The following is a 25,375-nucleotide window of genomic DNA, read 5'->3' on the forward strand; positions in this document are numbered from 1 at the left end:
TCAATCATCAATTTTTTCGCAATCAGAAAACGTTTTAATTAAATTATAACTCATTGGTAAGACAATTTTCATCCTTTATTAATATCTAATCTAAAATTTAGTGATGATTTAATTATTTTAAGTTTTTCTAGACATGTGACCGAGATTTTGAAAATTTTTCGTATAGTTATAACAAAATTAGACTTTGAATAAAGAAACGGCATATTCCAAAGACTATGGACCGTTTGCGATTTGATTGATTTCTCGAAGTCCCGCCTCACTCTGATTTTTGTAAAATGTTGGTTTAATAAAACTAAATTCTTTGTTTGTATCGACGCACCCGCGATGCTGGTTATCTGCCTCTCTGGTCTGGGATTCTGAATAAAGTTACAGAATTTAGAAATCCACTTTTGGTTAGGGTGTCAAAACATGTAAGTGGCAATTTAACCCACTTAAAGTCTGACTGAATGCGTTATGGTAAAATATAATAGAAATTTTTTAGTAACAGGTGGGTTTATAAATGGGTTTTTCAGCAAACAAACATCAGCAATTGAGTTTGGACGACAATTTCAATCAGTTGACCGACAGAACCAAGAAGTTCATTTTAAATTCCTGGGCTGGTGCTTTTGCCAAGACCATTTTTCCTCTCATCAATGAGGAACGATTTGCTGTTCTTTACAGCAGCAATGCTTTTTCCAGACCGAATACTCCGGTGAATATTGTGGTCGCTGCCCTCCTCTTGAAGGAGATGTGCCGGCTCACGGATGATGAGCTGCTTTTAAATATCCTTACGGATGTTAAGTACCAGTATGCCCTCAATACCACCAGCTACCTGGAACAGCCCATCAGCGACCGGACACTGAGCCGATTCAGAAAACGGCTCTATTACTATGAAATGGAGACGGGTGTGGATCTGCTCAAAGAAGAGATGCTGGCCATGGCTGAAAAAATGGTGGATTTCATGGACATCAATCCTTCGCTGAAACGAATGGATAGTGTCATGATCGCTTCCAGCTGCAAAAGATGTCTCGACTTGAAATCGTCTATACCAGTATCAGTAATCTGACACGGCTGATCCAGGCCGATGGCAGAGAAAAGGTACTGACACCAAGACTTTCCCTGTATCTTCAGGACGGACACAAGAATAACACCCTATACCGGAGCAAAACCGAAGATCTGGAACTGAACCTTGAGAAGGCCCTGGCCGATGCGGAATCCCTTGCCAGATCAAGTGCCGGGTCCTACAAAGAAACCCCGGAATATCAGACATTAACACGAGTCTTGAAAGAACAAGCCCAATATGGTGAGGATGGTTCCATTAAGCCCAAGAACAAGAAGGAGATCCGGACGGACAGTCTTCAAAACCCATCCGATCCCGACGCTACTTTCCGCCGAAAAGCAGGAGAATGCCATAAGGGTTATGTCGGCAACATCGTGGAAACAATCGACGAAAACGGAGCCATCATCACTCAGTTTGGCTATGAGCAAAATATCCACAGCGATTCAGCCTTCTGCCGGGAAGTGGTGAATGAACTTGGCGTGCAGGAAGAACCAGTGACGCTGATAACTGATGGGGCCTATGGGGGAGAAGACAACATCCAGAACGCCAGGGAGAACAATATCCGGCTGGTCACCACAACGCTGCTCGGGAAAGATCCGGATGTCATCCTGGGTGACTTTCTGATTGACGAAGAGGACCATCAGGTCCGCTACTGCCCACAGTGGCGCGTTCCCGTTGAAACCACCTACAACGCCAACCAGGACAGCTATCGCATGTTCTTTTTAAAAGAGCATTGCAATAGCTGCAAAAACCGCAAAGCCTGTCGGGTAAAAAACCAGAAAAAGCATGCCGTCGTCACGATAAGTGCCAAAACCGTAGCCAGAGCTCAGTATTTGAGGAAGTTATCCACAGAGGAATATAAAAAACTCACAAGGATGAGAAATGCAGTGGAAGGGATTCCATCGGTCCTGCGAAGAAGATACCACGTAGACCAGATACCCGTCCGGGGATTCGTGCGCTCAAAAACATGGTTCACCCTGAAAATCGGGGCGATCAATGTTAAGAGAGTCCTGGTAAAGGCACTCTCTGTCTTGTTTTCTCGACATCACAAACAAGCTTTCAGCTTAATCATCATCAAAAATCCAATCATAGAAATTAAATTGAGAACTCAGATCGCTTAAACCTCACTTTCGACACCCAAACCACTTTTATGTTTTAAAAGAACGTAATGCTAACCTTCTCAGACAAGTAGAAGGTTACCCCTACTGATATCAGTTTCATAATCCTTGAGAAGAGCCCTGATGGTGGGGTTCTTCTTTTTTTCGGGTTTGAGTTTAGAATCATTCCTGTCGGATTGATACTTTTGGATAATTATTTTTATGGATTAAATTTCCCTTGGGAGGGTTGACGTTCGTTTACTTTTAACGTAAAATTTAAGTAAATTAACGTAAAGGTTTACGTTTGAAAGGGGGAAAGACCATGGCAAAGAAGCTTTCCATGACGGAAGTGGCCAAGCTTTCCGGGGTATCCATCGCGACCATTTCCCGTGTCATTAACGGCAGCGGGGGATATTCAGCCAAAACAGAAGAAAAGGTGCGGCGCATCATCCAGGAAACCGGCTTTGTGGCGAACAGCAATGCCAAGAGTCTGCGGACCAACCTGTCTCAGACTGTGGGGGTCATCGTGCCGGATCTCACCAATGACTTCTTCTCCCGGGTGGTACGGGAGCTGGTCAATTCCTTCTTTCAAAAGAACTATTCCGTGTTTGTCTGCGACACCAATGAAGATGAGCAGCGGGAAGATCAGCTGGTTCAGAATTTCATCTCGCGCAAGGTGGACGGCATCATCTACATCTCCGGTCAGTCGGATGTCTCCAAGCTCGAGACCGAGTATGACATTCCGGTTCTGTACATGGACCGCAGCCCGCGCAATGCCTCGAATCTGGTGCACTCGGACAATCATCAGGGTGGCTATATGGCCGGCCAGCACCTGCTGGCCGCGGGCTGCCGGTATCCGATCATGATTCGGGATGCCCGGCGGATCAGCACGGTGGATCAGCGCTACTACGGCTTCATCAAGGCGTTGAGCGACGCTGGACTGGAACCGGCGGAGAAGATTTTTGTGGAGACGGCGGTCAGCTATGAAAGTGCCTATGACGCCATCCCGAAGGTCCTGAAGATGTTTCCGCAGGTGGACGGGATCTTCTGTTCCAATGACGTCATGGCCCTGGGAGCTCTCCACGGCCTGCAGGACGCGGACATTCAGGTGCCGGAACAGATTCAGCTCATCGGCTTTGACGGCAATACGCTGACCAAGTACTCCAGGCCGCAGATTACGACCATTGCCCAGGACTATGAACAGATGGGCAAGGCAGCCTGCCGGCAGATGCTGGACTTGATTTCAAATGAACACGACTTTCTTCAGACCGTGGTGATCCCGGTGAAGTTGGTCGAGGGCAGCACGACCCGACGGGTCGCCCCTTGAAGAACCTTCGGCAGAGCGCCGGAGCATCCCACGAACTGAACGTATGGAGGTAATGATGGAAGAACTAGTCCGCATGAATCATGTAACCAAGAAATTTCCCGGAGTCACCGCGCTGAATAACATATCCTTTGACATTCGGCCGGGTGAGGTTCACGTCCTTCTGGGCGAGAACGGCGCCGGCAAATCTACCCTGATGAAGATCCTCAGCGGCGTGTATCAGCCCACCGAGGGCACCATCACCATCAAGGGCAAGGAGTTTGAACGGCTGACGCCGGCCGATTCCTACGAAAACGGCATCAGCGTCATCTACCAGGAGCTCAGCGTCATTAAGGAACTGTCTATCGCCGAGAACCTGTTTGTCGGCCGGCTGCCGGTGAAGCGGCGCTTCGGCATTGACATCGTGGACTACGACACCATGAAGCAGAAAGCCAAAGCGGTCATGGAACAGATCGGCATGAAGCGGGATCCCATGGCGCTGGTGGAATACATCAGCACCTCGGAAAAGCAGCAGGTGGAAATCGCCAAAGCGCTGGTCAGCAACGCCGACATCATCGTCATGGATGAACCCACGACGTCGCTGACCAATGTGGAGACGGAGAACCTGTTCCGGATCATCCGCGACCTGAAGCAGATGGGCAAGGGGATTGTCTTCATCTCCCACAAGCTGAATGAGATCAAGGCCATCGGCGACCGGGTCACGGTGCTCAAGGACGGCACCTACGTCGGCACCCGGGAGGTCAGGGACACCAGCATCGACCAGATGGTTACCATGATGGTGGGGCGGGAGATCTCCGGCACCTACCTCAATGAAGCCATTCAGGACTTTTCCGCCGAACCGGTCATTTTTGAGGCGGATCATCTGACCACAAAAGACGGTTCGGTCCAGGATGTATCCTTTACGGTCCGCCGCGGCGAGATCGTCGGCTTTGCCGGACTGATCGGCGCCGGCCGCACCGAACTGATGAATGCCCTGTTCGGGGTTTCTCCCTTGAAGGCCGGAACCATCAAAGTGGCAGGGAAAGCGGTGGAGAACAAGTCCCCATATCACGCCATCCGGAATGGCTTTGCCATGGTCACGGAGAACCGGCGCGAAACAGGCTTCATGCACAACTTCGACATCAAGCAGAACATCTCCATCATCTCCTTTCTGAAAAATTCCAGTCTGTTCGGGATGACGGGTCATGTGGACAACAAGTACGAGCGGTCCGAGGCGGAGATTCAGAAGAAAGCGCTTCGCATCAAATGCCGGGACATCGACCAGAACATCGTGGAACTGTCCGGCGGCAATCAGCAGAAGGTCATCCTGGGCAAATGGATGGCCGCCAACTCCCAGGTCGTCATCTTCGATGAGCCTACCAAGGGCATCGATGTGGGAAGCAAGAGCGAGATCTATGAACTGATGCGGATCCTGGCCAATGAAGGCAAGGTCATCCTCGTGGTCTCCTCCGAACTGCCTGAGCTGTTGTCGGTCAGTGACACGATCCATGCGTATCGGGAAGGACATATCGTCGCCACCTTCCGCAATCAGGACGCCACCGAAGAGAAAATCGTACTGGCCACCACTGGCGAGAACCAAAAGTAAAGGAGTAACCTATGGAAACCAATCGCAAAGTATCCTTCAATGAATTGTGGGGCAAGTATGGCACGCTGTCGATCCTGATCATCCTGATCGCGCTGCTGGCCATCATCAAGCCTACTGCCATCTTTTCCGCCACCAGCGTGCCGCAGATCCTGACCCAGAGTTCGGTCAACATCCTGCTGGCCCTGGGTGAATTCTTCGCCATCCTCATCGCCGGCATCGATCTGTCCGTCGGATCCGTCGCTGCCCTGGTCGGCATGGTGACCGCCAAGCTGATGGTCGGCGGGGTTAATCCGGTGCTGGCCGTGGCCCTGGGCATTTTCCTGGGCGCCTTCCTGGGCTTCCTCAACGGAACGGTCATCAACAAGACCGGTGTCCATCCCTTCATCATCACCCTGGGCTCCCAGGCGATCTTCCGCGGCATCACGCTGATCATCTCCAACGCCCGGTCCGTCTTCGGCTTCCCGGTGTCCTTCACCAAGTTCATATCCAACCGGGTCTTCGGCATTCCCGTACCCGTTCTGATCGCGCTGTCAGTGGCTGCGGTGCTGATCTATTTCACCACCAAGACCAAGGTCGGCCGCAACATCTACGCGCTGGGCGGCAACAAGGAAGCCGCCTGGTACTCCGGCATCAACATCAAGCTGCACACGCTGCTGGTCTTCATCATTTCCGGAACTGCTTCCGCCATCGCCGGAATCGTCCTGCTGGGTCGGGTCGGCGCAGCCGAACCGGCCGCCGGCACCGGGTTTGAAACCTACGCCATCGCGGCTGCCATCATCGGCGGTACCAGCTTCTTCGGCGGCAAGGGCAAGATCTTCGGCGTCGTCATCGGCGGTCTCATCATTGGATTAATCAACTACGGCATGACGGTACTCACCGTTCCCAGCTCCTATCAGCAGATCGTCATGGGCGGCCTGATCATCATCTCCGTTACCATCGACATGCTGCTGGCCCGCAAGAAATAGCCCGCGCCACTACTTACTGCCAGCTCGCGGCTGGAAAGGAATCGCTTATGGTTAAATTTTCACCTTCCCTCATGTGCATGGACATTCTCCGGGTCAAGGAAACCCTGGATGTGCTCAATCGTCGGGCCAATCTGCTCCACGTAGATATCATGGACGGCCATTTCGTCAAGAACATCACCCTGTCCCCGGATTTCGTCAAGGGCATCCGCCCGGCCACGGATCTGGAAATCGACTGTCATCTGATGGTCACGGATCCGGCGGATTATGTCGAAGCCCTGGCCAAGGCTGGCGCCACCTACATCTGTCCCCAGGCGGAGACCATCAACTCTCAGGCTTTCCGCATCATCAACCAGATCAAGTCCCTGGGCTGCAAGTTCGGCGTGGTACTCAATCCAGCCACTCCCCTGGACTACATCAAAGAGTACATTCATAAAGTCGATAAAATCACCATCATGTCCGTGGACCCCGGCTTCGCAGGCCAGCCCTTCATCCCCGAAATGCTCCATAAAGTCCGGGAGGCGAAGCGGCTCAAGGATGAGAACGGCTACGGCTACCTGATCGAGATCGACGGCTCCTGCAACGAACGGACCTTCAAGGATATGTACGAAGCCGGTGTCGAAGTCTTCATCGTGGGCAGCTCCGGGCTGTTCAACCTGGATCATGACGTCGACCGGGCCTGGGACAAGATGGCGGCCACTTTCAAAGAAAAGACCGGCGTCGAGATATAAGGGAGAGGTGAAGCACCTTGACAAATATCATCGGCATCGACATCGGCGGCACGAACTTCCGGATCGGCACCATCGACGACCAGGATCAGCTGCATCATTTTGAACAGCGCCCCATCGGGTTCATCTCCAAAGGCCCGGTGGAACAGCTGGTGAAAGTGATCGGCGGCTACATCCGGACCCACGGCCTGGACGATCAGGTGGAGCACATCACCATCGGACTGCCGTCCATTGTCAGCAAGGATAAATCCTATGTGTACTCTACGCCCAACCTGCCCGTGCTCAACGAGCTGGATCTGGGCAACCTGCTGTCCCAGGAGCTGAACCTTCCGGTCTACATTGACCGGGATGTCAACTTCCTGCTCTACCACGACATCCACAAGATGGAGCTGGACCCGGACCGGGACCAGACGATTCTCGGCTTCTACTACGGCACCGGACTGGGCAACGCCATCTATATTCAGGGGCGGAGCTACCAGGGCTCCCACGGAGCCGCCGGCGAACTGGGACATATCCCGTTCCCGGGCGTAACGGCTGCCTGCGGCTGCGGCAATTCCGGCTGCGCCGAGCTGCTGTGCTCGGGCAAGCGGCTCACCGAACTGGTGGCCATGATCCCCGGAGCCCGCATTGAAAGCATCTTCTCCCAGCATCAGACGCACCCGCTGCTGCTGGAATACGTTCAGAACCTGGCCATGCCCATTGCGACGGAGGCCAATATCCTGGACCCGGACACCATTGTCCTGGGCGGCGGGGTGCTCTTCATGACCGATTTCCCCAAGGAAACTCTCCTGGAGGAAATCAGAAAGCGGCTGAGAAAGCCATTCCCGTACCGTACGGTGAAATTCGTGTTTGCTGCCCACAATCAGCAAAGCGGCGTGCTGGGCGGTGCCTATCTCATCAAGCAGCGCTCCCGTTAGCGCGGGCCTGACTATCCAGGAACCAGCGGATCCGCGCCACAGGCGCAAAGATCCCCGATGCAGCAGTCCATGGAACTGCCCATGGAACAGTCCATGTCCATCATTCTGATTTATACCCAAGGGTTATAAATAAAAATTTAGGAGGCTTACTATGAAAAAAGCATTATCCATCCTTTCCGCATCTGTGCTCTCGATTTCACTCCTGGCTGCCTGCACGCCTGCCGCTCCGGCAACGACTGCCGGCGGAACCACCCCCGGAACTACGCCTTCCACCACCACGGCTGCTGCCGGTGAAGTCACCTACGCCGTTCTTTTGAAGAACCAGTCCTCTGACTTCTGGGTCAAGATGAAGCAGGGCGTAGAAGCCAAAGCCAAGGAACTCAATGTCAAGGTTGACATCCTGGCCGCTCAGTCCGAGGAAGATACTGAAGGACAGCTCAAGATTCTGGAAAGCCTCGTTAACGGCGGATACGCCGCTATCGGTGTGGCTCCGCTGTCACCGGTCAACCTGATTCCCGCGGTCGTTTCGGCCAACCAGAAGGGCATCTATGTCATGAACATCGATGAAAAACTCGACATGGCTCAGCTGAAAGCTCAGGGCGGCGCAGTCATCGGCTTCGCCACCACGGACAACGTAGCCGTCGGCAAGAAGGGCGCGGAGTTCATCAACGGCAAGATTGAAAAGGGCTCCAAAGTTGCCATCATCGAAGGAAAAGCCGGAAACACTTCCGGTGAAGCCAGAAAGCAGGGCGCTACCGAAGCCTTCACCGCAGCCGGCATGACCATCGTCGGATCACTCCCCGGAGACTGGGACCGCCAGAAAGCTCTGGACGTAGCTGCCAGCTACATTCAGCAGAACGCTGACCTCAAGGCTATCTACTGTGCCAACGACACCATGGCTCTGGGAGCACTCCAGGCCGTTATCAACGCCAACAAGCTCGGTTCCATCCTCGTAGTCGGAACAGACGGAGACACGGAAGCCGTCAAGTCGGTAGAAGACGGACAGCTGGCCGCAACCATCGCTCAGGATCCTGCCATGATCGGCGCCAAGTCCCTCGAGGAAATGGTCAACGCCGTCAAGAACAAGATTACAGTGGATCCCAACGCGGAACCCAAGCTCATCCCCATTGACTCCCTCGTAATTTCCAAATAAATTCTCCAAAACGAAATCCTCAACTCAAACCTTGGATCCCCGGATGCCCTTCATCATCCTGGGATCCCTTTTTTTACATTCTTACCGGATCAAATCCAAGGTTTATGATGTGAAATGATATATTCATCCTGGATTTGATACACCCCAGAAGAACGCTTTTTCGTTATGATGTTTATAAAAAATGAAAAATTTCAGGTCGAACAAAGCAGGAATGCCTGCGAGTGAATTTAAGTTTCAGCATGTGACAGGATGTGTATCAGCTTAACTGTTTGAATTAAAAAAGAATATGTCTGTGGTGGATGTAGTGATTATTGGATATGTAAAGTTAGGAAATATAACATTATATGTTGCAAAACCTATCGATGTTTCGTATACTTAGTTAAATGAGGTACTGGTTAATAAATATAGGAGGACCATTATGAAGACATTAGCCGATCGTATCAAAGAGTGTAGAACAAACTTGAACCTTTCTCAAGAATATGTTGCAAATTACATGTCGATGAACCGCGCAACTGTTACACAAATCGAACTGGGAAATAGAAAGGTGAGCGCAGAAGAACTTGCTAAATTCAGCATCTTATTCGGGTTATCTGCTGACAGTCTCCTTTATGGGAATAACTCTGAAATGCCAGAGACTATGTTTGCCAGAAGTTTTAGCGAGCTTGATGAACGAGATCAGGAGGAAATACTGAGCCTAATGAAGTTTAAAAAGCTTATGAAGGAACAAAGAAGAAACAATGATTGATTTTCACGAAATTGTAAAATTTAGAAATGATGCTGAACAATTGGCTGAGTATTACTTAGCTGAATCATTCAAAGGCCGTTCAATCACATATCCCATTAACCCTTTTCAGATGCTGGTAGATGAAGGTCTCGAGTTCCTCCTTAGAGACTTCGGAAAACTGGAGGGGGTCTTTATCCCTGCGGAAGATCCAGATGATATACCGATTGTAGGTATTAACATAAACAGACCGATTACAAGACAAAGATTTACTGCAGCCCATGAATTATGTCACTTTTTAAAGGGAGCGCAAGAGCAATATTGTCCAATCGGGAAGAAAAATAAAGCCGAATGGTTCGCTGATCGCTTTGCGTCTGCTCTCCTTATGCCATTACCTGAGCTTAAGGAACAGGTAAAGCAAAGAATAAAAGACGATTATGTAAATTTCGATGACATCCTTGAGATTGCGGATTTTTTCGGTGTAAGTTTTGAATCATGCGCGATCCGGGTTAATTACTGTACTCATACATTACAAGGCAACACCGAATTGAAAGAACTTAGGAAGCAAATAAAAAAATATAAACCGGAAGCGCACAGAAAATTACGCGGATTCCACTATGTTGTTTTGTTTGAACAACTCATTGACAACTACAAACACGGACTTTCTTTGCCTAGCAATGCTTATGCCTCTTATGTTTTTCAAAATAACTATATTTATAATGACAGTCGGATGGAAGGAGTGGATATCGAACAAGAAGCTGCTGCTGAGATTGTCAGCGACTTACGTTTAAAGATGCAAAATAGTCAATATTGCAAAGAAGAGAACGAGGCATTTTTATCAGTAGCAGGACATTCGGAAATGTATTCATCAATTTTTGAGATGCCGATGAAGAATAGCTGCAGTGTTTTTGATATTATGACCCTGCATAACAAATTATATAGCTTTTATCCTTATCCAGAGTACGGCGGGAAATTTAGAGTGGATAATACTATGGTCCTGGGTGCAAAAATCGAACCGATTCCACCCAATCAGATCGTAACTGAATTGCTTGTGTTAGATCAGCAACTTCATTTGGTTTTTGAAAGAAGAAAAGAGATAAAAATAAGCGAGTTTATAAAAGAGAGTATTATTATTCATCACAAGCTAACCGTTATTCACCCTTTTCCGGATGGAAATGGTCGAGTAATAAGAGCATTTTTAAACCTGATGATGGTTCGTAATAACCTTACACCCGTTTATGTTAAGGTTGAAGACAAACAGAAATATATTGATGCACTCTTACTGGCCGATAAAGAAAATGATTATTCCGCATTACTTGAATTTTTCTACTTCTCTATTATTCGTGCCAGTGTAGAATTATCCAGGTAGACCCAAAAGCGAGATCAATTCGTAATACCATTTTGAATTATTCCATTATCCTATTGACTTTTTAATCACCGTTTTTCATAAATATGACCAAATGCTTGTTGGTAAAGAAATATTTCCTAAGTTTTTTATGGGTCAATCGCAAAAACTGTGGGATTTTCCCAAGTTGACATGGAGCCTCTGTCGGCGTGGTTCCGCCAGCCTTGCCGCTATGCTGCATAAATGCTGGGCTAGTCGGCCAGTCAGGCTACCACGTCGACCTCTCCGTGTAAACAGGGAAAATCATAATCCCACATAAAAAGTGATTGAGCCTTTTTTATCACTAAAGAATTTAAATTCGGTTTGTAATATTTAAGTTTGTGCCTCAGATGAACCCTCTTTTTTCGAAGCATGTTGATCAATAAAGTAGCTAAAACCCAGAGTCATTACCATTATATTTCTTTGAAAATGTATCGTAACTATGGAATTTTTGGGTGAAGGTTAGGAACCGGATTTGATTCGAGAGCTCTCAAATGATTTATATCCATGGGTACCTTATGATCATTATTCCTGTAATTAACACCCAATCTGGGTGAAATTGTTTGCTATCAATCGGATATCCAGTGATTAGGTCGAGGTGACAGCAAAAAGTTAATATCAGCACAGAGCAGGTGTGCTGAATGTCCTGAAACTGAAAATTCTTTTCGGGGACATCTGGATGTCCCCTGATCTGGGCTGGAGGAGGGGTTCTTCTTACAGAGTTTAAGAAGGAGCCTGATTTTTAACTGAAGGATTGAGCGGTCGGGTTGGTGAATGAATTAGAATATCTGCCGCATTAAAAAAGGGACACGGGAATGGGCAATCTGATTTCTATTCATATTAAGAATCAAAAAAGCAACCAGGAGTCTTTGTGGTGACAAAGGCTTCTGGTTGCTTCCTTATTATGCCAGTGGTCCGAGGATGGTCTCCGCCGTGCGGCGCAGGGCTCCGGAGTTGATTAAGGAGATGAGGGACTGGATGTGGGGGTAGAGGAACACATCTTCCCGGAGGAGGGGGACTTTGGTGGCGATCAGCTGACAGAGGGCTTCGGTGGTCTGGGAGCGGGCCAGATCCTGAGGCAGGTAGGGATAGGACTGGTAGGCGGCAAGGAGTTCGATGGCCAGGATCTGTTCGAGCTTTTCGGCGCATTCCAGGGCCTTCTTGGCGGCGTTGTAGCCCATGGCGACGTAGTCTTCCTGGTTGGCGCAGGTGGGGATGTTGTCCACCACGGCGGGCAGGGAGAGGCGTTTCATGTCGTTGAGCAGGCCGGCCTGGGTGTACTGGGTGATCATGAGTCCGCTGTTGAGGCCGGGCTGGGAGACCAGGAAGTAGGGGTTGCCGGAGATGGAGCCGTCAATGAGGCGGTTGGTGCGGCGTTCCGACATTTTGGCCACCATGGCGGCGGCGATGGCGGCGGTGTCCATTTCCATGCCGACGTAGGAGGAGTCGGGATTGCCGGAGGAGATGGCCAGGGGTTCTTCCGGTGTGCCCCAGGTAATGAAGGATATTCTTATCCAGGATACTCTTATCCAGGATATTCTTACCCAGGATATTCAATTCCAGGATCCGCATGTCACAGGATATTATTAAAATCCAGGATACTCATGTCGAAGGATTCCACCCGATGAAGAAGATTGATAACAGGTAGAGTCCAGGGACGCTGTCAGGCAGCCCAGCCCTCCGGCCGAAACATGATTGCCTTGCGCCTGTCGTACATTCTTCATTTTCCAGGTCTAATCGTTTTCTTATTCACATTATAGCCAGCCAGCGTCAAAAACCCGTCAAACATTCGACGGAATGAATTGACGGGTTTGCCGATGGGTTTCGATTCTTCGCCGAAGGAGCGGCAGTCAGGACTGAACTTTCTGCCGAAGGAGCGGCAGGGCTGCAGTGCTGATCGCTTCTGACGGGATGCCTTGGCTGTCTCAGCGGTGGGCGGGAGGGGAGCTGGTCAGGCGGCTGAGCAGTTCCTGGGCTTCCTGCCGGCCCCATGAAAATATGACGGAGTCATAGCAGGCGACGCTGCGGCGCAGGTAGAACAGGGCTGCGTCGGTTTCTCCGAGCTGGTACTGCAGGGTGCCGATGCGGGAGAGGAGGATAGCCATAGTGGCGAGGTCGCTTTCTTCGTTGCACAGACTCATGGCGTCTTCGTAGTGGTCCAGGGCGGTGGGCAGATCGCCGTTGACCCGGGCCCCTTCTCCGAGGAAGAAGTGGACGGAGGCCTGGCACAGGGCATACTCTTCCAGGATGTCCTGCCGGGTGTAGAAATCAAGGACTTCCGACAGGAGGACTTCGCCCTGAGACTGGTGGCCGGACAGCAGCAGGGAGAAGCCGTGGAATTTATTGAGCATCATCTGGTCGAAGGGGGTCAGCTGTTCCCACAGGCTGTCTCGGACCAGATTGATGATTTCGCTCATGCCGGTGTAGTCGGCCTGGTTGATGCAGTGGTGGATCAGCTGGATGTAGCCTTTGAAGGCCATGGCGTGGAACTGATGGAGCTGAGCGATCTGGATCATTTTGCGGATGGAGCCAAGGCCGGAGTCGTAGATGCCGCGATCCTTGTAGAAGCGGCCATGAATGTAGAGCAGGCGCAGGTACAGGTGGATCATGTCAGGCTGGCGCAGCTGGGGCATGGACTTATACAGGGCCATCACCTCATCAAAGCGTTGACTGAAGTCATCGACGGTGGCGGTGGGCCAGACCAGGTCGTGAACGCGGCCGGCCCGGAGTACGGGGAAGACTTCATGGTAGATATCGAAATCCAGTTCCATGCGGGTGGTCTTGCAGAACAGGATCTGCTTCCGGTTCTGGCAGGCGGTGGCGTGATAGATCATTTCGTCCAGAAGGCCGCGACTGTCTGGTTCGGCCAGGAAGCGGGCGGACCAGTGGCTGAACAGAGCTCCGTGCAGGGCCCGGGTCTGGGATTCACTGAGGCGTCCGCGCAGGTCCATGACATAGGCGGGGTGCCAGATCCGGACGGTCAGACTGCCCAGGGGATCAACGCTCCACTCGATCTGCTGCTTGGCATACAGGGATTCGGCCAGGCGGGTGCACTCTACCGGATCCAGCTGGAGAACCTGAGACAGGTCCTCCAGAGTCAGGGGGCGGCGGGACAGGGCGCAGGCTTCCAGGAGCCGGCGCTCGGCCGGGGCTGCTGCCCGGTAGAGGCTGGTGGTCAGGTTTCGGGCACAGTCGGACAGTTCCGACAGACTGAGTTTCTGGTTGGTCCGATAAATGGCTTCGCGCAGGAAGAAGGGGGAGCCCTGGCTCAGTCGGATCAGGGCTTCGGGATCCGACTCGGGGGTGGCGTAGCGGGTGATGAGCGCTTCGCTTTCAGTCCGGGAAAAGCGGGGCAGCAGGATTTTCTGGAGATTGCCCCGTTCCTGGAGATGAACCAGGAGGGGGGAGTCGAGGATGTCCGGGCTGCGGCCGGTCAAGACGCAGAAGAAGCGGTCACTCTGAGCACTGAGCAGATAATCCAGCACCTTCTGGGTGGACTCGTCCAGATCGGCGAAGTTGTCCACCAGGAGAACCAGGCGCAGAGGGGGATCCATGGCCCGCAGGGCCTGGACCAGTCTGGCACCAAGGGTCAGGGGATCCTGTCCCTGAAGGGTGGAATAGAGCCAGAATTCCGAGGCGAAGCCGCCGGCGCGGGTCAGGGCGGAGAGGACTTTCTGACGGTACGGTCCGTCGAGGAGGCTGTCGCGCAGAGCGGACAGATGGAACAGGGGGTACCCGGATTCATGGGGATAGCATTCGAGCTTCAGAGCCACGCAGGGGGAGCCGGCCCCGGGTTCAGGCAAAGCCAGCTCGGAGAGCAGGCGGGTTTTGCCCGAACCCGGTTCGCCGCACAGATACAGTGAAGGAACTTTCTGGCCCTGACAGAAGTCGGTCAATGACTGGCGCAGAGTCGCCAGCTCCTGATTGCGGTCGACATAGTCAAACTGGAAGCCCATCTGCGCAGGATCGCAGCACTGGTCAGTCAGGCTGTGAAAGATGTCCTGGAATTCATCAGAGGGGGCAATGCCGTACTCCAGGCCCAGGCGCAGCTTGTAGGCGTTGTAGAGTTCTATGGCCTGATTGGTCTTGCCTTTCTTCAGGGTGAGGCGGAACAGTTCCAGGAGAGCGCCTTCGTGGAAGGGATCCAGTTCGAGGATGCGGCGGCAGACCATGCCTTTGCTGTCGTCGTCGGTCAGGGAACGGATGCGCTCCATCAGGCCGTTGATATAGTGGTCGCGGCAGGTTTCCTGATGCTGCAGGATCCAGTCGCGCAGCCCGGATTCTTCCTTGGGCAGGCGCGACTGGAGGAAGTCCTCATGATAGAAGTCCGGGAATGCCGGCAGGCCCTCGCCGGTCCGGCGCAGGGCGTTAAGATCCGTCAGGACATGGAGGTTAGGCTCCAGGCCGAGGAGGTGCTTGCCCATGGACTGCACCAGGGGCTGGCCGGTGGCTTTTTTGATGACGTAGATGGCATTGCGCAGATTCCGGCGCGCCGATTCCTCATCCATATCGCCCCAGAGAATTTCGCACAGCTGAGTGCGCGTCATGGTCTCCTCCATCCCGAGCAGATAGAGAATCCATTCCGCCTTGCTGTAGGGCAGATTCAGCGGTTCCTGATTCAGTTTGATGGGGGAGAGTCGAAAATAGTTGATTTCCAAAAGATCCATGGCAAACTCCTCAGCGCAGGGCGCGTTGTCAGAAGCAAATATCGGTGCGGCCGGTGCGGGCCTCATTGAGTGAATCGGCAAAAACAGGCAGGCAAAGTGAACCAGGAATAGGGACAGGGCAAAGCACATGATTATGCGCTCTTCGGGGTGTTATCCCGACCCTGAATGTTCTTTCCGATGCATAGTTCTCGATTTCACTCATAAACTTTCACTTTAGTTTAGCACAATCTGAAGAATGAGGAAGACAAAGCAGAGTGAAAATGCACAGCCGGAACATCAGAGCAACCCAGCTGCCGATCCTTTATTTTTCCCGGGGATTGCCACTGGCACCCGCTTTGCCTTATACTGAACCTATCCCCCCTGGGGGGATAGGTTCAGTAAGACCGGCATTTGAGGCCGGCTGTGGCAAGCTGTGGCAGGAATTCATAAATCTCAGCTGTTTGACCGGTTGAAACCACAGGAAGCGATCATTGAACATTCGGATGAAACAACAAATGAAACTACAGTCAAAAATCCAGTAGATACTTCAGTCAATAATCCAGTGGATACTTCAGTCAATAATCCAGTTGAAACTTCAGTTGAAAGAAAACAGAACGCAGGAGGACTATATGAGCGAACAGGTTCATTCTCACCAGGATACCAAGCGGATCGTAAACCGGATGTCCCGGGCCATCGGACACATGGAATCCATCAAGCGGATGATCGAAGAAGGACGGGACTGCAGTGAAGTGCTGATCCAGCTGTCGGCGGTCCGCTCGGCAATCAACAATGTCGGCAAGCTGGTACTGGCAGACCATATCAAGCATTGCGTCGTGGATGCCGTGCAGTCAGGCGATGATCAGGTGCTGGAGGATCTCGGCCGGGCTGTCGATAAGTTTCTTTAATCGGAGATGCACTCACAGGTAGAAGATCTGTGCTGCTGGGACGGGTCTGAACGGACCCACAACGAAACTATATTTTGGGGAAAGAGAGAATTAGATAATGCGGAATAACAAGGTGAGGGAAATACTGGAGCTGGCGGTGCCGGCTACAGTGGAGAGCATCCTGCAGACGCTGGTGGGGTTCATTGATACGCTGATGATTTCCCGGCTGGGGCTGCTGGCAGTAACGGCGGTGGGAATCCGGGCAATATCTTTGCCATCTATCTGGCGGTGTTTATTGCTCTGGGGGTTGGTACGTCCTCTTTAATCTCCCGCTATCTGGGAGCGGGCAAGCCGGAGGAAGCCCGGCGCATCGCGGTTCAGTCCACCGGTCTGGCGCTGGTCAGTGGGGCTCTGTTTGGGGCGGCGTCCCTGGTCTTTTCCCGGCAGCTGCTGGGGCTCCTGGGAGCTCAGGCAGAGGTGGTGACTCAGGCGCTGCCGTTCTTTCAGGTGGTGGGAGCTGCTTCGGTGCTGATCTCGCTCTTGACGGTATTTGGCACCATGCTGCGGGCAACGGGCGATGCCAGAACACCGCTGATGGTCAACAGTCTGGTCAATGTGCTGAATGTCGGGCTGGATCTGATCTTGATTTTTGGGCTGGGGCCGATTCCGGCCCTGGGGATTCTGGGAACGGCCATTGGTACGGTTCTGGCTCGTCTGGTCGGAGTGATCCTGATGTACCGGAAAATCCGGCAGTCGAAGGTGGGATTTTCAGTATCTGATGTATTTGCCCGATCCAATTACACGGAGCTGGTCCGGCTGGCGGTGCCGGCGGCTCTCGAGCGCCTGGTGATGCGGCTGGGGCAGGTACTGTATTTCGGGATGATTATCTCGATGGGCGTCAAGACCTATGCCGCTCACTCCATTGCCGGCAATCTGGAGGCGTTCAACTATATGCCGGCTTTTGGCCTGGCTGCCGCTGCTTCCGTCCTGGTGGGCAATCAGACGGGCAAAGGCGACCGGAAAGCGGCCTATGAATATGGCGTTCTGTCCTTCCGGCTGGGGGCGGGTGTGATGGCCGTGCTGGGCATCATCATGTTCATCGGCTCTCCCTGGTTTGCCACCTGGTTTACCAGGGATGCCGAGGCCATTCGCAAGATCATCACAGCTCTGAGGATTGATACCTTTGCCCAGGTGCCTCTGGCTGCCAATCTGATTTATGCCGGTGCCCTGCAGGGGCAGGGGGACACCAAATCCCCGCTCTACAGCACCATCATCGGCATGTGGGGCCTGCGGGTCGTGGGCGTCTACCTCCTGGGCATCCGCCTGGGCTGGGATATCGCCGGTGTCTGGCTGGCCATTCTGATCGATATCACCATGCGGGCCATTTTCCTGTTCCTGCGCTTTCGCCGGCGCAGTCTCACCGGTGAACCGGCGATTCTGCTTGCAAAACCAAACGAATAACTGGGAGTACCTTCCAGGATACGGGGTTTTGATCCAGCGAATAAAACATTATGGCAGGAATAGATTATTCGATGGCTACTGAACCGACTCCTGGAGAAAGGAGTCACGCAGAACCGGGTAGTCCCGTATTTCTTATTCTCGGGCATGCATCTGGAAAAGGAAATTCCTGGAGAAATCGAGAAGTTCCTTAAAAACAGAAGCGGCCTCATTAAGCTGGGCCGGCCATTCGGAGCAGATCCCCTTCTGGCGGAGATTCTGGTTGAACGGATTCAGGAATAATCAAACGGGACTTATTTTGATTGATTCGACTCAGAGTAAGACTGCCGAATCAGCTGTTCATTACTCTGAGTCGACATACTGCTGATTGTATTTCCATTGATTTCATTGATACGTTTTTAGTAAGGGTATGATTGAATCTAGTCATATCCTTAAGTATGTTAAAATAGTATAAAGTCTATGAGAGTAAAGCATATTATATAAAACAGGAGGGATCAGGATGGCCACTTCATCATTCACGAAGGATTTTACATTGACAACAAAAGAAGCAGTGGAATCATTCGTGAGGATTATTTCCACCCCAAAAAACAAAGGAAAAAAGATTCGCAAAAATTTAGTTTCGCCAGATAAAGAGAGACGAGGTGAACTTAAATTAAAACGAATGTTATCTCGTTAAAACGTTTGATAGAAATAAGTGATGAGAATAAAGCTCAGAAACTTATTTCTATTTTTGTTGGGTCAATCACAAATTCTGTGGGATTGACCGACTAGATCCATTCCCCAAACCGGCATAACATTTGATAATAGAACGAGCCCCGCGCTATGATGGAAATGCATCTGGACGGATGTACAAATCCAAGCACAGCGGAGGCTCTGAATGAATTATACACAGAATGGACAGGCTAACACAATCAATGATTCCCAAAATTTTCTGCACATCCCTTCATCTCTTGTTGGGTTTACTAATACGCATAGTTCGCAGCATTCCGCCGTTTCCGGTAAGAGTGTTGTTCAGTTGCATGGAGTCCTCAAGCTAGATGACACCGATCGCGCCTGCCCCAACTGCGGGGGCTTCATGCACATTAACAATACGTCCTCATGTAGTCTTTGGCACCTGAACTTCGGGCACACTTATACTTCCCTGGAATTCGACAAGAATCAATTACTGTGCCCAACCTGCGGGATCACCAGAGTCCAGCAGGTGCCCTTTCAGGCACAAGGTCATCGGATCTCGCAACCACTTTTGCAATACACTAGGGATCTTCTCGCCATCGGAACCTACAACCTCAAGCAAGTCGCTGAGATTACTGGTCTTGGCAAGAACACAGTCAAAGCGATCGACTTGAAACGCCTGGAGGAAATGTACACCCTGGATGGCAAGCTCATCAAGCCCCAGCGGCAGGCAAAGTGCCTCAGCATCGACGAGTTCAAGCTTCACCGGGGCCACCAGTACGCCACTCATATCATCGACATAGAGACTGGCCATATCCTCTGGATCGCCCATGGCAAGCGCAAGCAGGTCGTCTATGACTTCATTGAGCACGTCGGTCTCGAGTGGATGGACGGTGTTGAAGCAGTCGCCTCGGACATGAACTCAGACTTCCAAGAAGCCTTTGAGGAAAAGTGCCCCCACATCCAGCCGGTCTTCGACCATTTCCACATCATCAAGAATTTCAATGACAAAGTGGTCGCTGAAGTGCGCAAAGACGAACAGAGGCGTCTTCAGGCGATGGGTGAGTACAAAGCTGCTGAGTCCCTCAAGAGGACCCGCTATATCCTGATGTCTTCTCGGGAGACGCTGCAGCGCAAAGACCGGGAGGCCGCGGAGGGCAAACCCTTGTCCAAGGGCGGTACGCTCTTCCAAAGGGCAGAGATCACGCGTCGTCCTGGCAGTGAGGAGAAGTACGACCAGCTCATCCAGGAGAACCAGCTTCTGTTCACAGTTGACCTCGTCAAAGAGATGCTCTCGGAGGCGTACAAGGCCGCCAGTGAGCCGGAAATGGCTAGTCTGATCACGGAGGTCATGGAAGTATGCTATGCCTCGGAGAATGAGCACCTGCAGTGGTTTGGGCGCCTGATGGACAGACATTTTGAAGGGATTATAGCTTATGCGACCTACCGTATTTCGAATGGTCAAATCGAGGGGATCAACAACAAGATTAAGACACTACGTCGACAAGGGTACGGCTATCCAGATGATGAATACTTCTTCCTCAAGTTATTCGATATGAGTCGTAAAACGTACGTAAGGAATCCACCATCCCACAGAATTTATGATTGAGCCTTTTTGTTTGCAAAAATGATCCGGATTTTGAAATAATTATCGGCAGTGGCAGTGGCAGTGGCAGTGGCAGTGGCAGTGGCAGTAGCGGTCCTGGAAAAATTCCGGGTTGTTGCTTGCCGCTGTTTTTTTACCGTAAAAGAATCAGAATATATCTCCGTTCTTAAGTTTTACTTAGTATAATGATTATTACACGGAGCATAGGTGGAAATAGGCTTCTTATGGATCAATTGCTATGCTTTCAGCTTTTTATTAAATCAGGTCTTTCGATTGCGCGGACAGGCCGCGTGAATCTAATGGGGCTTGTCCTGGATTCCAGGACAGCTCTGGGTGAACGATCTGACATCGGAGGAGATTCATGAAGATAGGGATCATTGGTCCTGTTAAATCAGTGGAGAGAGTATTGCCGGTTATCCATGAGTATTTTCCGAGCATGGAGTATCGGGTCTATATCAGTGAAAAGGTGGAAGATGTCGGCAAGGTGCTGGATGAAGCATTGAATGGCTCGGAGGGGTTGCTCTTTACCGGTACGGCTTTGCTGGGCGAAGCGGAGAAGCTGGGGCGGATTACCAAGCCCTACGAGGCGATCTCCCGGAATGATTCCAGCCTGATCAAGGCCTTCTGGGAAATCAAGGATCAGAATGTGCCTTTCAAGCGGCTCAGTGTTGACATTATTGATGAAGATCTGGTGCGCATGGTGGCCAAGGAGTTCAGTCTGGAGATCGAGACGATCTACGCCATGCCTTATGATTCGGTCATGAATGAAACGGATGTGGTGGAGCATCATTTGGCTCTTTGGCAGGAAGGAAAGGTCGATGTCATCCTGAGTGCCCTGCGGGCCGTTTATGATGAACTGCTTCGGCGGGGTGCGCCGGTGTTTCGTCTGAACATGAATACGCCGCTGATCATGATGTCCATGAAAAACCTGATCAGTAAAATCCGCACCAGCGAGATTACCGCGAATCAGATTGCGATCCTTCTGATTCAGATCAAGAACATGAAGAGCATCGTAACGGCGCAGTACGATAACCTGATTAAGCGCAACCTGGTTGAGAAAAAGCTGATCAGCTACCTGAGAGAAGTTCAGGGCAGTATGTTCCAGGTGGGCAACGACAAGTACATGATCTTCGGAACCCGTCGGACTCTGGCCGATGAAGAGAGCATGGATCATTACATCAAGATCCTGTCGGAGTTTGAAAAGGATCGGATCATTATCCATACCGGACTGGGGTTTGGCAACACGGGCTGGAATGCGGAGTACAATGCCACCACTGCTTTGGAAATCGCCCAGAAGAACTCGGGTGCCGCCTTCTACATCGTGGACGAGAACAGCAATGTCCGGGGACCAATCCGGGACAGCAAGGAACAGGTCTACTCGCTGCAGGTATCTGATCGCCGGATCAATGAACTGGCCGAGCAGATCGGCATCAGCTCCACATACCTGTCCAAGATTCTCTCCATCATGAGCAAGCATCAGGTGGAGTCCTTCAGTTCCGATACCCTGGGCCAGTACCTGGGCATCACCGAACGCAGTGCCCGCCGGATCCTGGATAAGTTCCTGGATGCCCACTATGCCGAGGTCCTATCCTTTGCTGTCGCCAAAGGGGTCGGCCGTCCCAAGAAAATCGTCAAGATCAACCTGGAGTGAGGCAGGGCAGGATCAGAAACAGGTTATGATCCATCCTGTCGAAATGCAAAATAACCCAGGATCAGAAATAATCCGGGAATAGAAAAATCCAAGCAAAGAATATATCCAGGAATAGAAAAAAGAGAATTGAAATAACCGCAATAGCAAAAAGAGCGATCAGCCATCCGATTCGGATGGCTGATCGCTCTTTTTGGTTAAAGGCCCAGAATTTGCTTTTTCTTCATTTCAAACTCCTCAGCAGTGAGGATTCCTCGTTCCATCAACTCATGAAACTTGAGAAGCTCATCCGCATCAGAAGCAGGGAACGGCGGCTGAACAAGCTGTGGCTGGGTTTTGCTTTTGTTGCTGTTCAAAATGATTTCAAGCAGCGCAGTGCACTGCAACGCGATATGGCGAAGCTCGTTGTAGCGAACCCCATTTTTATTGACCGGTTGATTATTCAGAACGATAAACTGAATCGGGTCACTCAGATTATTAAATCGCAGTGCAATTTGCATCTGGTTGCAGACCGTTTTATTATGTCTTCCGATCATGGATCCGGCAACAGACCCTCGCAGGCCATAAGCCAGCCCTCCGGTAATTGTCAGCAGATTATTCTTCTTTGACTTGATTTCCTCATCTTCGATTAACTCATATCCAATTAGATCTTCAAAATGGAATATCCGATTGTGTCCGGCAGACGAGTTTTCTTTCGGTAAACTCGGCAAAAAGAACGTGTTGTCCTTCTCATTGATCGCTAAAAGGAGGCCAGCTTTCTGGGTTGCGTGAAATTCCGGCCACAAATATTGAGGTTTCTTAAATTCCTGATTCAGTAATTCCAAGAACTCCTGGTAGTGTTTCTTCGAATATTTGGTTGTCTGAAAGAGGTCATTGTCTTTTCCAGGGAGTGTCTTGATATCCAGTGTTATTTCCGGCTCAGAAGGGATCACTTTGATTCGAAGTTCGAAACCGGGTAAATCAGGTTTCGTTTCACGAACCACATGAACTTCGCTGGCATCCGAGTCTGTATGAAGTACAGAGCCAAAGACGTAGGCGGTCTGCAGAACGGCCTCGTAAATGTCCTCTTTCGCGAGTGGCCGGTGAATCGCTGCTGTATATTCATCCGGCGGGATTAAGTCCCAAAGTTGATCAAAGGATTTTAAACCCTCGCCAATTCGCTGCTTGAGGAGCTTGTAATACTCAAGAGCCACCTTTCTTTTATTGACGGGGAGTGCCGGATCAATGAAGGGATCAATAGAAACATCATAGGCCAAAGAGGTTCCTGACGATTTGATGTCGATCTGGTAAAACGCTCCGATGCTGTTCGCCTGAATGGAACCACTGGTTGAATTCAAAGCCTTCACTTCCGCGAAACTGGATAAGACTTGATGAATAAAGTCATAGGCCGGATCTGGCTCGGTTGTAAATTGAAAAGTGAGAGTCCCAATCAGTGAACTGAAGGGTTCGGATGCTTTGGGCTGTTCCAGCTGGTCGTTCAGCCTGGAAATAAAGATATCGTAGTACCGGAGCGCTTTCTTTCCCAGCACGCTTTCCGCATCTTTATTGAAAAGGGATTTACGGGTGAGGGGAGTGACATCGATCTCGAGGAAGGTTCTGGTTCCAGCAGTCCGAACGCCGATTGCATAGGATACTGCATCCACATCCCATTGGATGCCCAGCTCTATTTTGATGAGTCCGGTACTGAGATCAGTCTCTACCGAACCGCCCATCCCAGTGGCTGTATTCCTTGTGATTTCAAAAGCTAAATCATACTGAATCGGAAAATTAAATTCGTATACATAATGAGACAAAGCCGGTTCCTCCCCGCAGTGATCCAAATAAGCTGCTAGTTATTGCTTTTAATAATATCACAGGCTGGAGGTGGAATGGTTCTCCTATATCTACATTATCGATGGAACGATCAATGACCTTCATTCATAGAACGCAGAGAGTCATCAATGACGAGGTACATCGTCGACCGAGATGGACTATTTACTCCGAATCATTAAAAAAGAACTGGGATGACTGGCTGAGTGAGTTTGAGTATTCAGTGACAACTTCCGTAGATTTAGTAATTTGGAGAAAGGGGGACAACATCGATGAATTATTGGCAGGAAAATAGCAATCTTTGGGAGGATTGTTGCGAAAATGCGAATAAATCATGGGATGCCATAATAATATTGACTTGGTAAACGATAAGGTTTACACTTTGTACATATCGGACATATTTAGGAAACTGCCGAAAATATGTGACGTGTCTGACCGTATTACTGAACGATGAAAATTGGAGAAATATGCGTGGTTAATGAAGAGAGACTTGTCAGAACCTTTTTAGAGTTATTACAGCAGGAGAGTCCTTCTCTTGATGAATTCCCAATGGGCAAGTGGTTAAGCAGTCACTTAAGTCAGCGGGGGTTCAAAGTAACGATGGATGACGCGGGGAACCGGATTGGCGGCAACTGCGGGAATATCGTGGCTTTCCGGGCGGGGGTTCCGGGCCGGGAGCCGATTTGCTTTTCGGCGCACCTGGATCAGATCCAGCCCTGTCGGGGGATCAAGCCGGTCATCGATGGCGATCTGATTCGGACCGATGGGACGACGACGCTGGGCGGGGACGACAAGGCGGGAGTAGCCGCTATTATTGAGGCGGTGGAGCATATCCTGGAAGAAAACCAGGAGCATCCGGATCTGTATCTGCTGTTTACGGTATGTGAGGAGCAGGGGCTGCAGGGATCGAAGAATTTCGATACCGGCATGCTGCCGGCCCGGAACATGGTCATTATTGACGCGGCGGGTCCTGCCGGAATCCTGGCTTATAAGGCACCGGCCATGCGCCACATCGAAATGAAATTCTACGGCAGGAAAGCCCATGCCGGGATTGAACCGGAGAAGGGCATCAATGCCATCATGGTGGCGGCGCAGAGCATCGCGCGGATGAATACGGGGCGGATCGATTTTGAAACCACGGTCAACCTGGGCAAAATCGAAGGCGGCCTGGCCACCAACATCGTGCCCGACGAAGTCACTGTTATCGCGGAAGTCCGGTCGCACTCCATGAAGAAGCTGGAAGAGCAGACGGACCATATGATGCAGTGCTGTGAGCTGATTTCGGAACAGTACCGTTCCAGGTACCGGTTCGTGTCGGATATCAGCTATCCGGCCTTTGAGCTGTCCAAGGAGTCCACGATCTATCAAACTTGTCTTCAAGCCTTTCAACGGGCTGGAATAGAACCACAACCGATCATCACGGGAGGAGGGAGTGATGCGAACATCCTGAGTTCAAAGGGGTACCACTGTGCCATCATCAGTGTGGGCATGGACCAGGTTCATACCGTCGATGAAACGATCAACATTCGCGACATGTATAAAACCACCGTGGCACTGACGCACATGCTGAGGGTCGACTAACCGCTGTCGGTTTCATGTATGACCTGCGGCATGATCTGCTCAGGCATTCGATCCGGCTGCGACACGGGAAGCAGTGTACTTCAATGGAATCTGAAACACAGTAAAGCAATATCCGACCAATGAGTATCAGAACCAGTTCAACCAAGGGAAACCGACAATCA

21 protein-coding genes are annotated in these 25,375 nt (G+C 51.0%); 18 read left to right on the top strand and 3 right to left on the bottom strand.

The window, feature by feature from the left end; translation table 11 throughout:
- The first annotated feature begins 499 nt into the window (after positions 1 to 499).
- From P6M73_RS07930 to P6M73_RS07975, 10 genes are all read left to right on the top strand, one after another.
- A complete protein-coding gene (locus P6M73_RS07930; protein ID WP_277855571.1) occupies positions 500 to 1,045 on the top strand; it encodes a transposase in 546 nt (181 codons plus the stop codon).
- Positions 1,003 to 2,160: a transposase gene (locus tag P6M73_RS07935; RefSeq protein WP_277855572.1), complete on the top strand. Its 1,158-nt coding sequence runs from the start codon at positions 1,003 to 1,005 to the stop codon at positions 2,158 to 2,160. Before P6M73_RS07930 ends, P6M73_RS07935 begins: the two co-directional genes overlap by 43 nt.
- Before the next feature lie 298 nt (positions 2,161 to 2,458).
- A complete protein-coding gene (locus tag P6M73_RS07940; RefSeq protein ID WP_277855573.1) occupies positions 2,459 to 3,463 on the top strand; it encodes a LacI family DNA-binding transcriptional regulator in 1,005 nt (334 codons plus the stop codon).
- Positions 3,464 to 3,515: 52 nt separating this feature from the next.
- Positions 3,516 to 5,045 (top strand): sugar ABC transporter ATP-binding protein, encoded by a 1,530-nt coding sequence (locus tag P6M73_RS07945; protein WP_277855574.1) that lies wholly within the window; start codon positions 3,516 to 3,518, stop codon positions 5,043 to 5,045.
- An 11-nt stretch (positions 5,046 to 5,056) separates the two neighbouring features.
- Positions 5,057 to 6,010, top strand: coding sequence for a D-allose ABC transporter permease (gene alsC / locus P6M73_RS07950; RefSeq protein WP_277855575.1), 954 nt, complete (start codon positions 5,057 to 5,059; stop codon positions 6,008 to 6,010).
- Between the two features lie 47 nt (positions 6,011 to 6,057).
- Complete coding sequence (gene alsE, locus P6M73_RS07955) at positions 6,058 to 6,738, top strand: D-allulose 6-phosphate 3-epimerase (protein ID WP_277855576.1); 681 nt, start codon at positions 6,058 to 6,060, stop codon at positions 6,736 to 6,738.
- 17 nt (positions 6,739 to 6,755) lie between these two features.
- Positions 6,756 to 7,652, top strand: a complete 897-nt coding sequence (alsK, locus tag P6M73_RS07960; RefSeq protein WP_277855577.1) for an allose kinase — start codon at positions 6,756 to 6,758, stop codon at positions 7,650 to 7,652.
- 151 nt (positions 7,653 to 7,803) lie between these two features.
- Positions 7,804 to 8,805 carry a D-allose transporter substrate-binding protein gene (gene alsB, locus P6M73_RS07965; RefSeq protein WP_277855578.1) on the top strand — a complete coding sequence of 334 codons (1,002 nt, stop codon included), beginning with the start codon at positions 7,804 to 7,806 and terminating at the stop codon, positions 8,803 to 8,805.
- 418 nt (positions 8,806 to 9,223) lie between these two features.
- Complete coding sequence (locus P6M73_RS07970; RefSeq protein WP_277855579.1) at positions 9,224 to 9,550, top strand: helix-turn-helix domain-containing protein; 327 nt, start codon at positions 9,224 to 9,226, stop codon at positions 9,548 to 9,550.
- The gene (locus P6M73_RS07975; RefSeq protein ID WP_277855580.1) at positions 9,543 to 10,895 is read left to right on the top strand and encodes an ImmA/IrrE family metallo-endopeptidase; all 1,353 of its coding nucleotides are present in this window, start codon (positions 9,543 to 9,545) and stop codon (positions 10,893 to 10,895) included. Before P6M73_RS07970 ends, P6M73_RS07975 begins: the two co-directional genes overlap by 8 nt.
- A 917-nt stretch (positions 10,896 to 11,812) precedes the next feature.
- On the opposite strand, the gene P6M73_RS07980 is transcribed toward P6M73_RS07975, so the two are convergent.
- Entirely contained in the window at positions 11,813 to 12,463 is a 651-nt protein-coding gene (locus P6M73_RS07980) for an aromatic amino acid lyase (RefSeq protein WP_347276331.1), read from the bottom strand.
- Between the two features lie 372 nt (positions 12,464 to 12,835).
- A complete protein-coding gene (locus P6M73_RS07985) occupies positions 12,836 to 15,577 on the bottom strand; it encodes an ATP-binding protein (RefSeq protein ID WP_277855581.1) in 2,742 nt (913 codons plus the stop codon).
- 608 nt (positions 15,578 to 16,185) lie between these two features.
- Between P6M73_RS07985 and P6M73_RS07990 the strand changes: the two genes are divergently transcribed.
- The 7 genes from P6M73_RS07990 (at position 16,186) to P6M73_RS08015 (ending at position 21,827) form a co-directional block, all read left to right on the top strand.
- Positions 16,186 to 16,461 (top strand): metal-sensing transcriptional repressor, encoded by a 276-nt coding sequence (locus P6M73_RS07990; RefSeq protein WP_277855582.1) that lies wholly within the window; start codon positions 16,186 to 16,188, stop codon positions 16,459 to 16,461.
- A gap of 97 nt (positions 16,462 to 16,558) precedes the next feature.
- Positions 16,559 to 16,765: an MATE family efflux transporter gene (locus P6M73_RS07995; RefSeq protein WP_277855583.1), complete on the top strand. Its 207-nt coding sequence runs from the start codon at positions 16,559 to 16,561 to the stop codon at positions 16,763 to 16,765.
- Entirely contained in the window at positions 16,729 to 17,901 is a 1,173-nt protein-coding gene (locus P6M73_RS08000) for an MATE family efflux transporter (protein WP_277855584.1), read from the top strand. The genes P6M73_RS07995 and P6M73_RS08000 overlap by 37 nt, the downstream gene beginning before the upstream one ends.
- Positions 17,902 to 17,979: 78 nt before the next feature.
- The gene (locus tag P6M73_RS16985; RefSeq protein ID WP_489666499.1) at positions 17,980 to 18,180 is read left to right on the top strand and encodes a sirohydrochlorin chelatase; all 201 of its coding nucleotides are present in this window, start codon (positions 17,980 to 17,982) and stop codon (positions 18,178 to 18,180) included.
- Positions 18,181 to 18,397: 217 nt separating this feature from the next.
- Positions 18,398 to 18,574 (top strand): hypothetical protein, encoded by a 177-nt coding sequence (locus P6M73_RS08005; protein WP_277855585.1) that lies wholly within the window; start codon positions 18,398 to 18,400, stop codon positions 18,572 to 18,574.
- A gap of 201 nt (positions 18,575 to 18,775) precedes the next feature.
- The gene (locus P6M73_RS08010; protein WP_277855586.1) at positions 18,776 to 20,179 is read left to right on the top strand and encodes an ISL3 family transposase; all 1,404 of its coding nucleotides are present in this window, start codon (positions 18,776 to 18,778) and stop codon (positions 20,177 to 20,179) included.
- Positions 20,180 to 20,537: 358 nt separating this feature from the next.
- Positions 20,538 to 21,827 carry a hypothetical protein gene (locus tag P6M73_RS08015; RefSeq protein WP_277855587.1) on the top strand — a complete coding sequence of 430 codons (1,290 nt, stop codon included), beginning with the start codon at positions 20,538 to 20,540 and terminating at the stop codon, positions 21,825 to 21,827.
- A 194-nt stretch (positions 21,828 to 22,021) separates the two neighbouring features.
- Here P6M73_RS08015 and P6M73_RS08020 read toward each other — a convergent pair whose 3' ends face one another.
- Complete coding sequence (locus tag P6M73_RS08020) at positions 22,022 to 23,080, bottom strand: SHOCT domain-containing protein (protein WP_277855588.1); 1,059 nt, start codon at positions 23,078 to 23,080, stop codon at positions 22,022 to 22,024.
- A gap of 1,003 nt (positions 23,081 to 24,083) precedes the next feature.
- On the opposite strand from P6M73_RS08020, the gene P6M73_RS08025 reads away from it, so the two are divergent.
- Positions 24,084 to 25,214: a M20/M25/M40 family metallo-hydrolase gene (locus P6M73_RS08025; RefSeq protein WP_277855589.1), complete on the top strand. Its 1,131-nt coding sequence runs from the start codon at positions 24,084 to 24,086 to the stop codon at positions 25,212 to 25,214.
- Positions 25,215 to 25,375 lie beyond the last annotated feature (161 nt).

This window comes from Anaerococcoides asporogena, assembly GCF_029590275.1.
GTDB lineage: Bacteria > Bacillota > Clostridia > Clostridiales > Clostridiaceae > JG1575.

What these genes read in the sequence shown, in the direction of transcription:
- P6M73_RS07930 (WP_277855571.1), top strand. Translation starts at nt 500, where the DNA reads ATGGGTTTTTCAGCAAACAAACATCAGCAATTGAGTTTGGACGACAAT.
- P6M73_RS07935 (WP_277855572.1), top strand. Translation starts at nt 1,003, where the DNA reads ATGTCTCGACTTGAAATCGTCTATACCAGTATCAGTAATCTGACACGG.
- P6M73_RS07940 (WP_277855573.1), top strand. Translation starts at nt 2,459, where the DNA reads ATGGCAAAGAAGCTTTCCATGACGGAAGTGGCCAAGCTTTCCGGGGTA.
- P6M73_RS07945 (WP_277855574.1), top strand. Translation starts at nt 3,516, where the DNA reads ATGATGGAAGAACTAGTCCGCATGAATCATGTAACCAAGAAATTTCCC.
- alsC (WP_277855575.1), top strand. Translation starts at nt 5,057, where the DNA reads ATGGAAACCAATCGCAAAGTATCCTTCAATGAATTGTGGGGCAAGTAT.
- alsE (WP_277855576.1), top strand. Translation starts at nt 6,058, where the DNA reads ATGGTTAAATTTTCACCTTCCCTCATGTGCATGGACATTCTCCGGGTC.
- alsB (WP_277855578.1), top strand. Translation starts at nt 7,804, where the DNA reads ATGAAAAAAGCATTATCCATCCTTTCCGCATCTGTGCTCTCGATTTCA.
- P6M73_RS07970 (WP_277855579.1), top strand. Translation starts at nt 9,224, where the DNA reads ATGAAGACATTAGCCGATCGTATCAAAGAGTGTAGAACAAACTTGAAC.
- P6M73_RS07975 (WP_277855580.1), top strand. Translation starts at nt 9,543, where the DNA reads ATGATTGATTTTCACGAAATTGTAAAATTTAGAAATGATGCTGAACAA.
- P6M73_RS07985 (WP_277855581.1), bottom strand. Translation starts at nt 15,577, where the DNA reads ATGGATCTTTTGGAAATCAACTATTTTCGACTCTCCCCCATCAAACTG.
- P6M73_RS07990 (WP_277855582.1), top strand. Translation starts at nt 16,186, where the DNA reads ATGAGCGAACAGGTTCATTCTCACCAGGATACCAAGCGGATCGTAAAC.
- P6M73_RS07995 (WP_277855583.1), top strand. Translation starts at nt 16,559, where the DNA reads ATGCGGAATAACAAGGTGAGGGAAATACTGGAGCTGGCGGTGCCGGCT.
- P6M73_RS08005 (WP_277855585.1), top strand. Translation starts at nt 18,398, where the DNA reads ATGGCCACTTCATCATTCACGAAGGATTTTACATTGACAACAAAAGAA.
- P6M73_RS08010 (WP_277855586.1), top strand. Translation starts at nt 18,776, where the DNA reads ATGAATTATACACAGAATGGACAGGCTAACACAATCAATGATTCCCAA.
- P6M73_RS08015 (WP_277855587.1), top strand. Translation starts at nt 20,538, where the DNA reads ATGAAGATAGGGATCATTGGTCCTGTTAAATCAGTGGAGAGAGTATTG.
- P6M73_RS08025 (WP_277855589.1), top strand. Translation starts at nt 24,084, where the DNA reads ATGAAAATTGGAGAAATATGCGTGGTTAATGAAGAGAGACTTGTCAGA.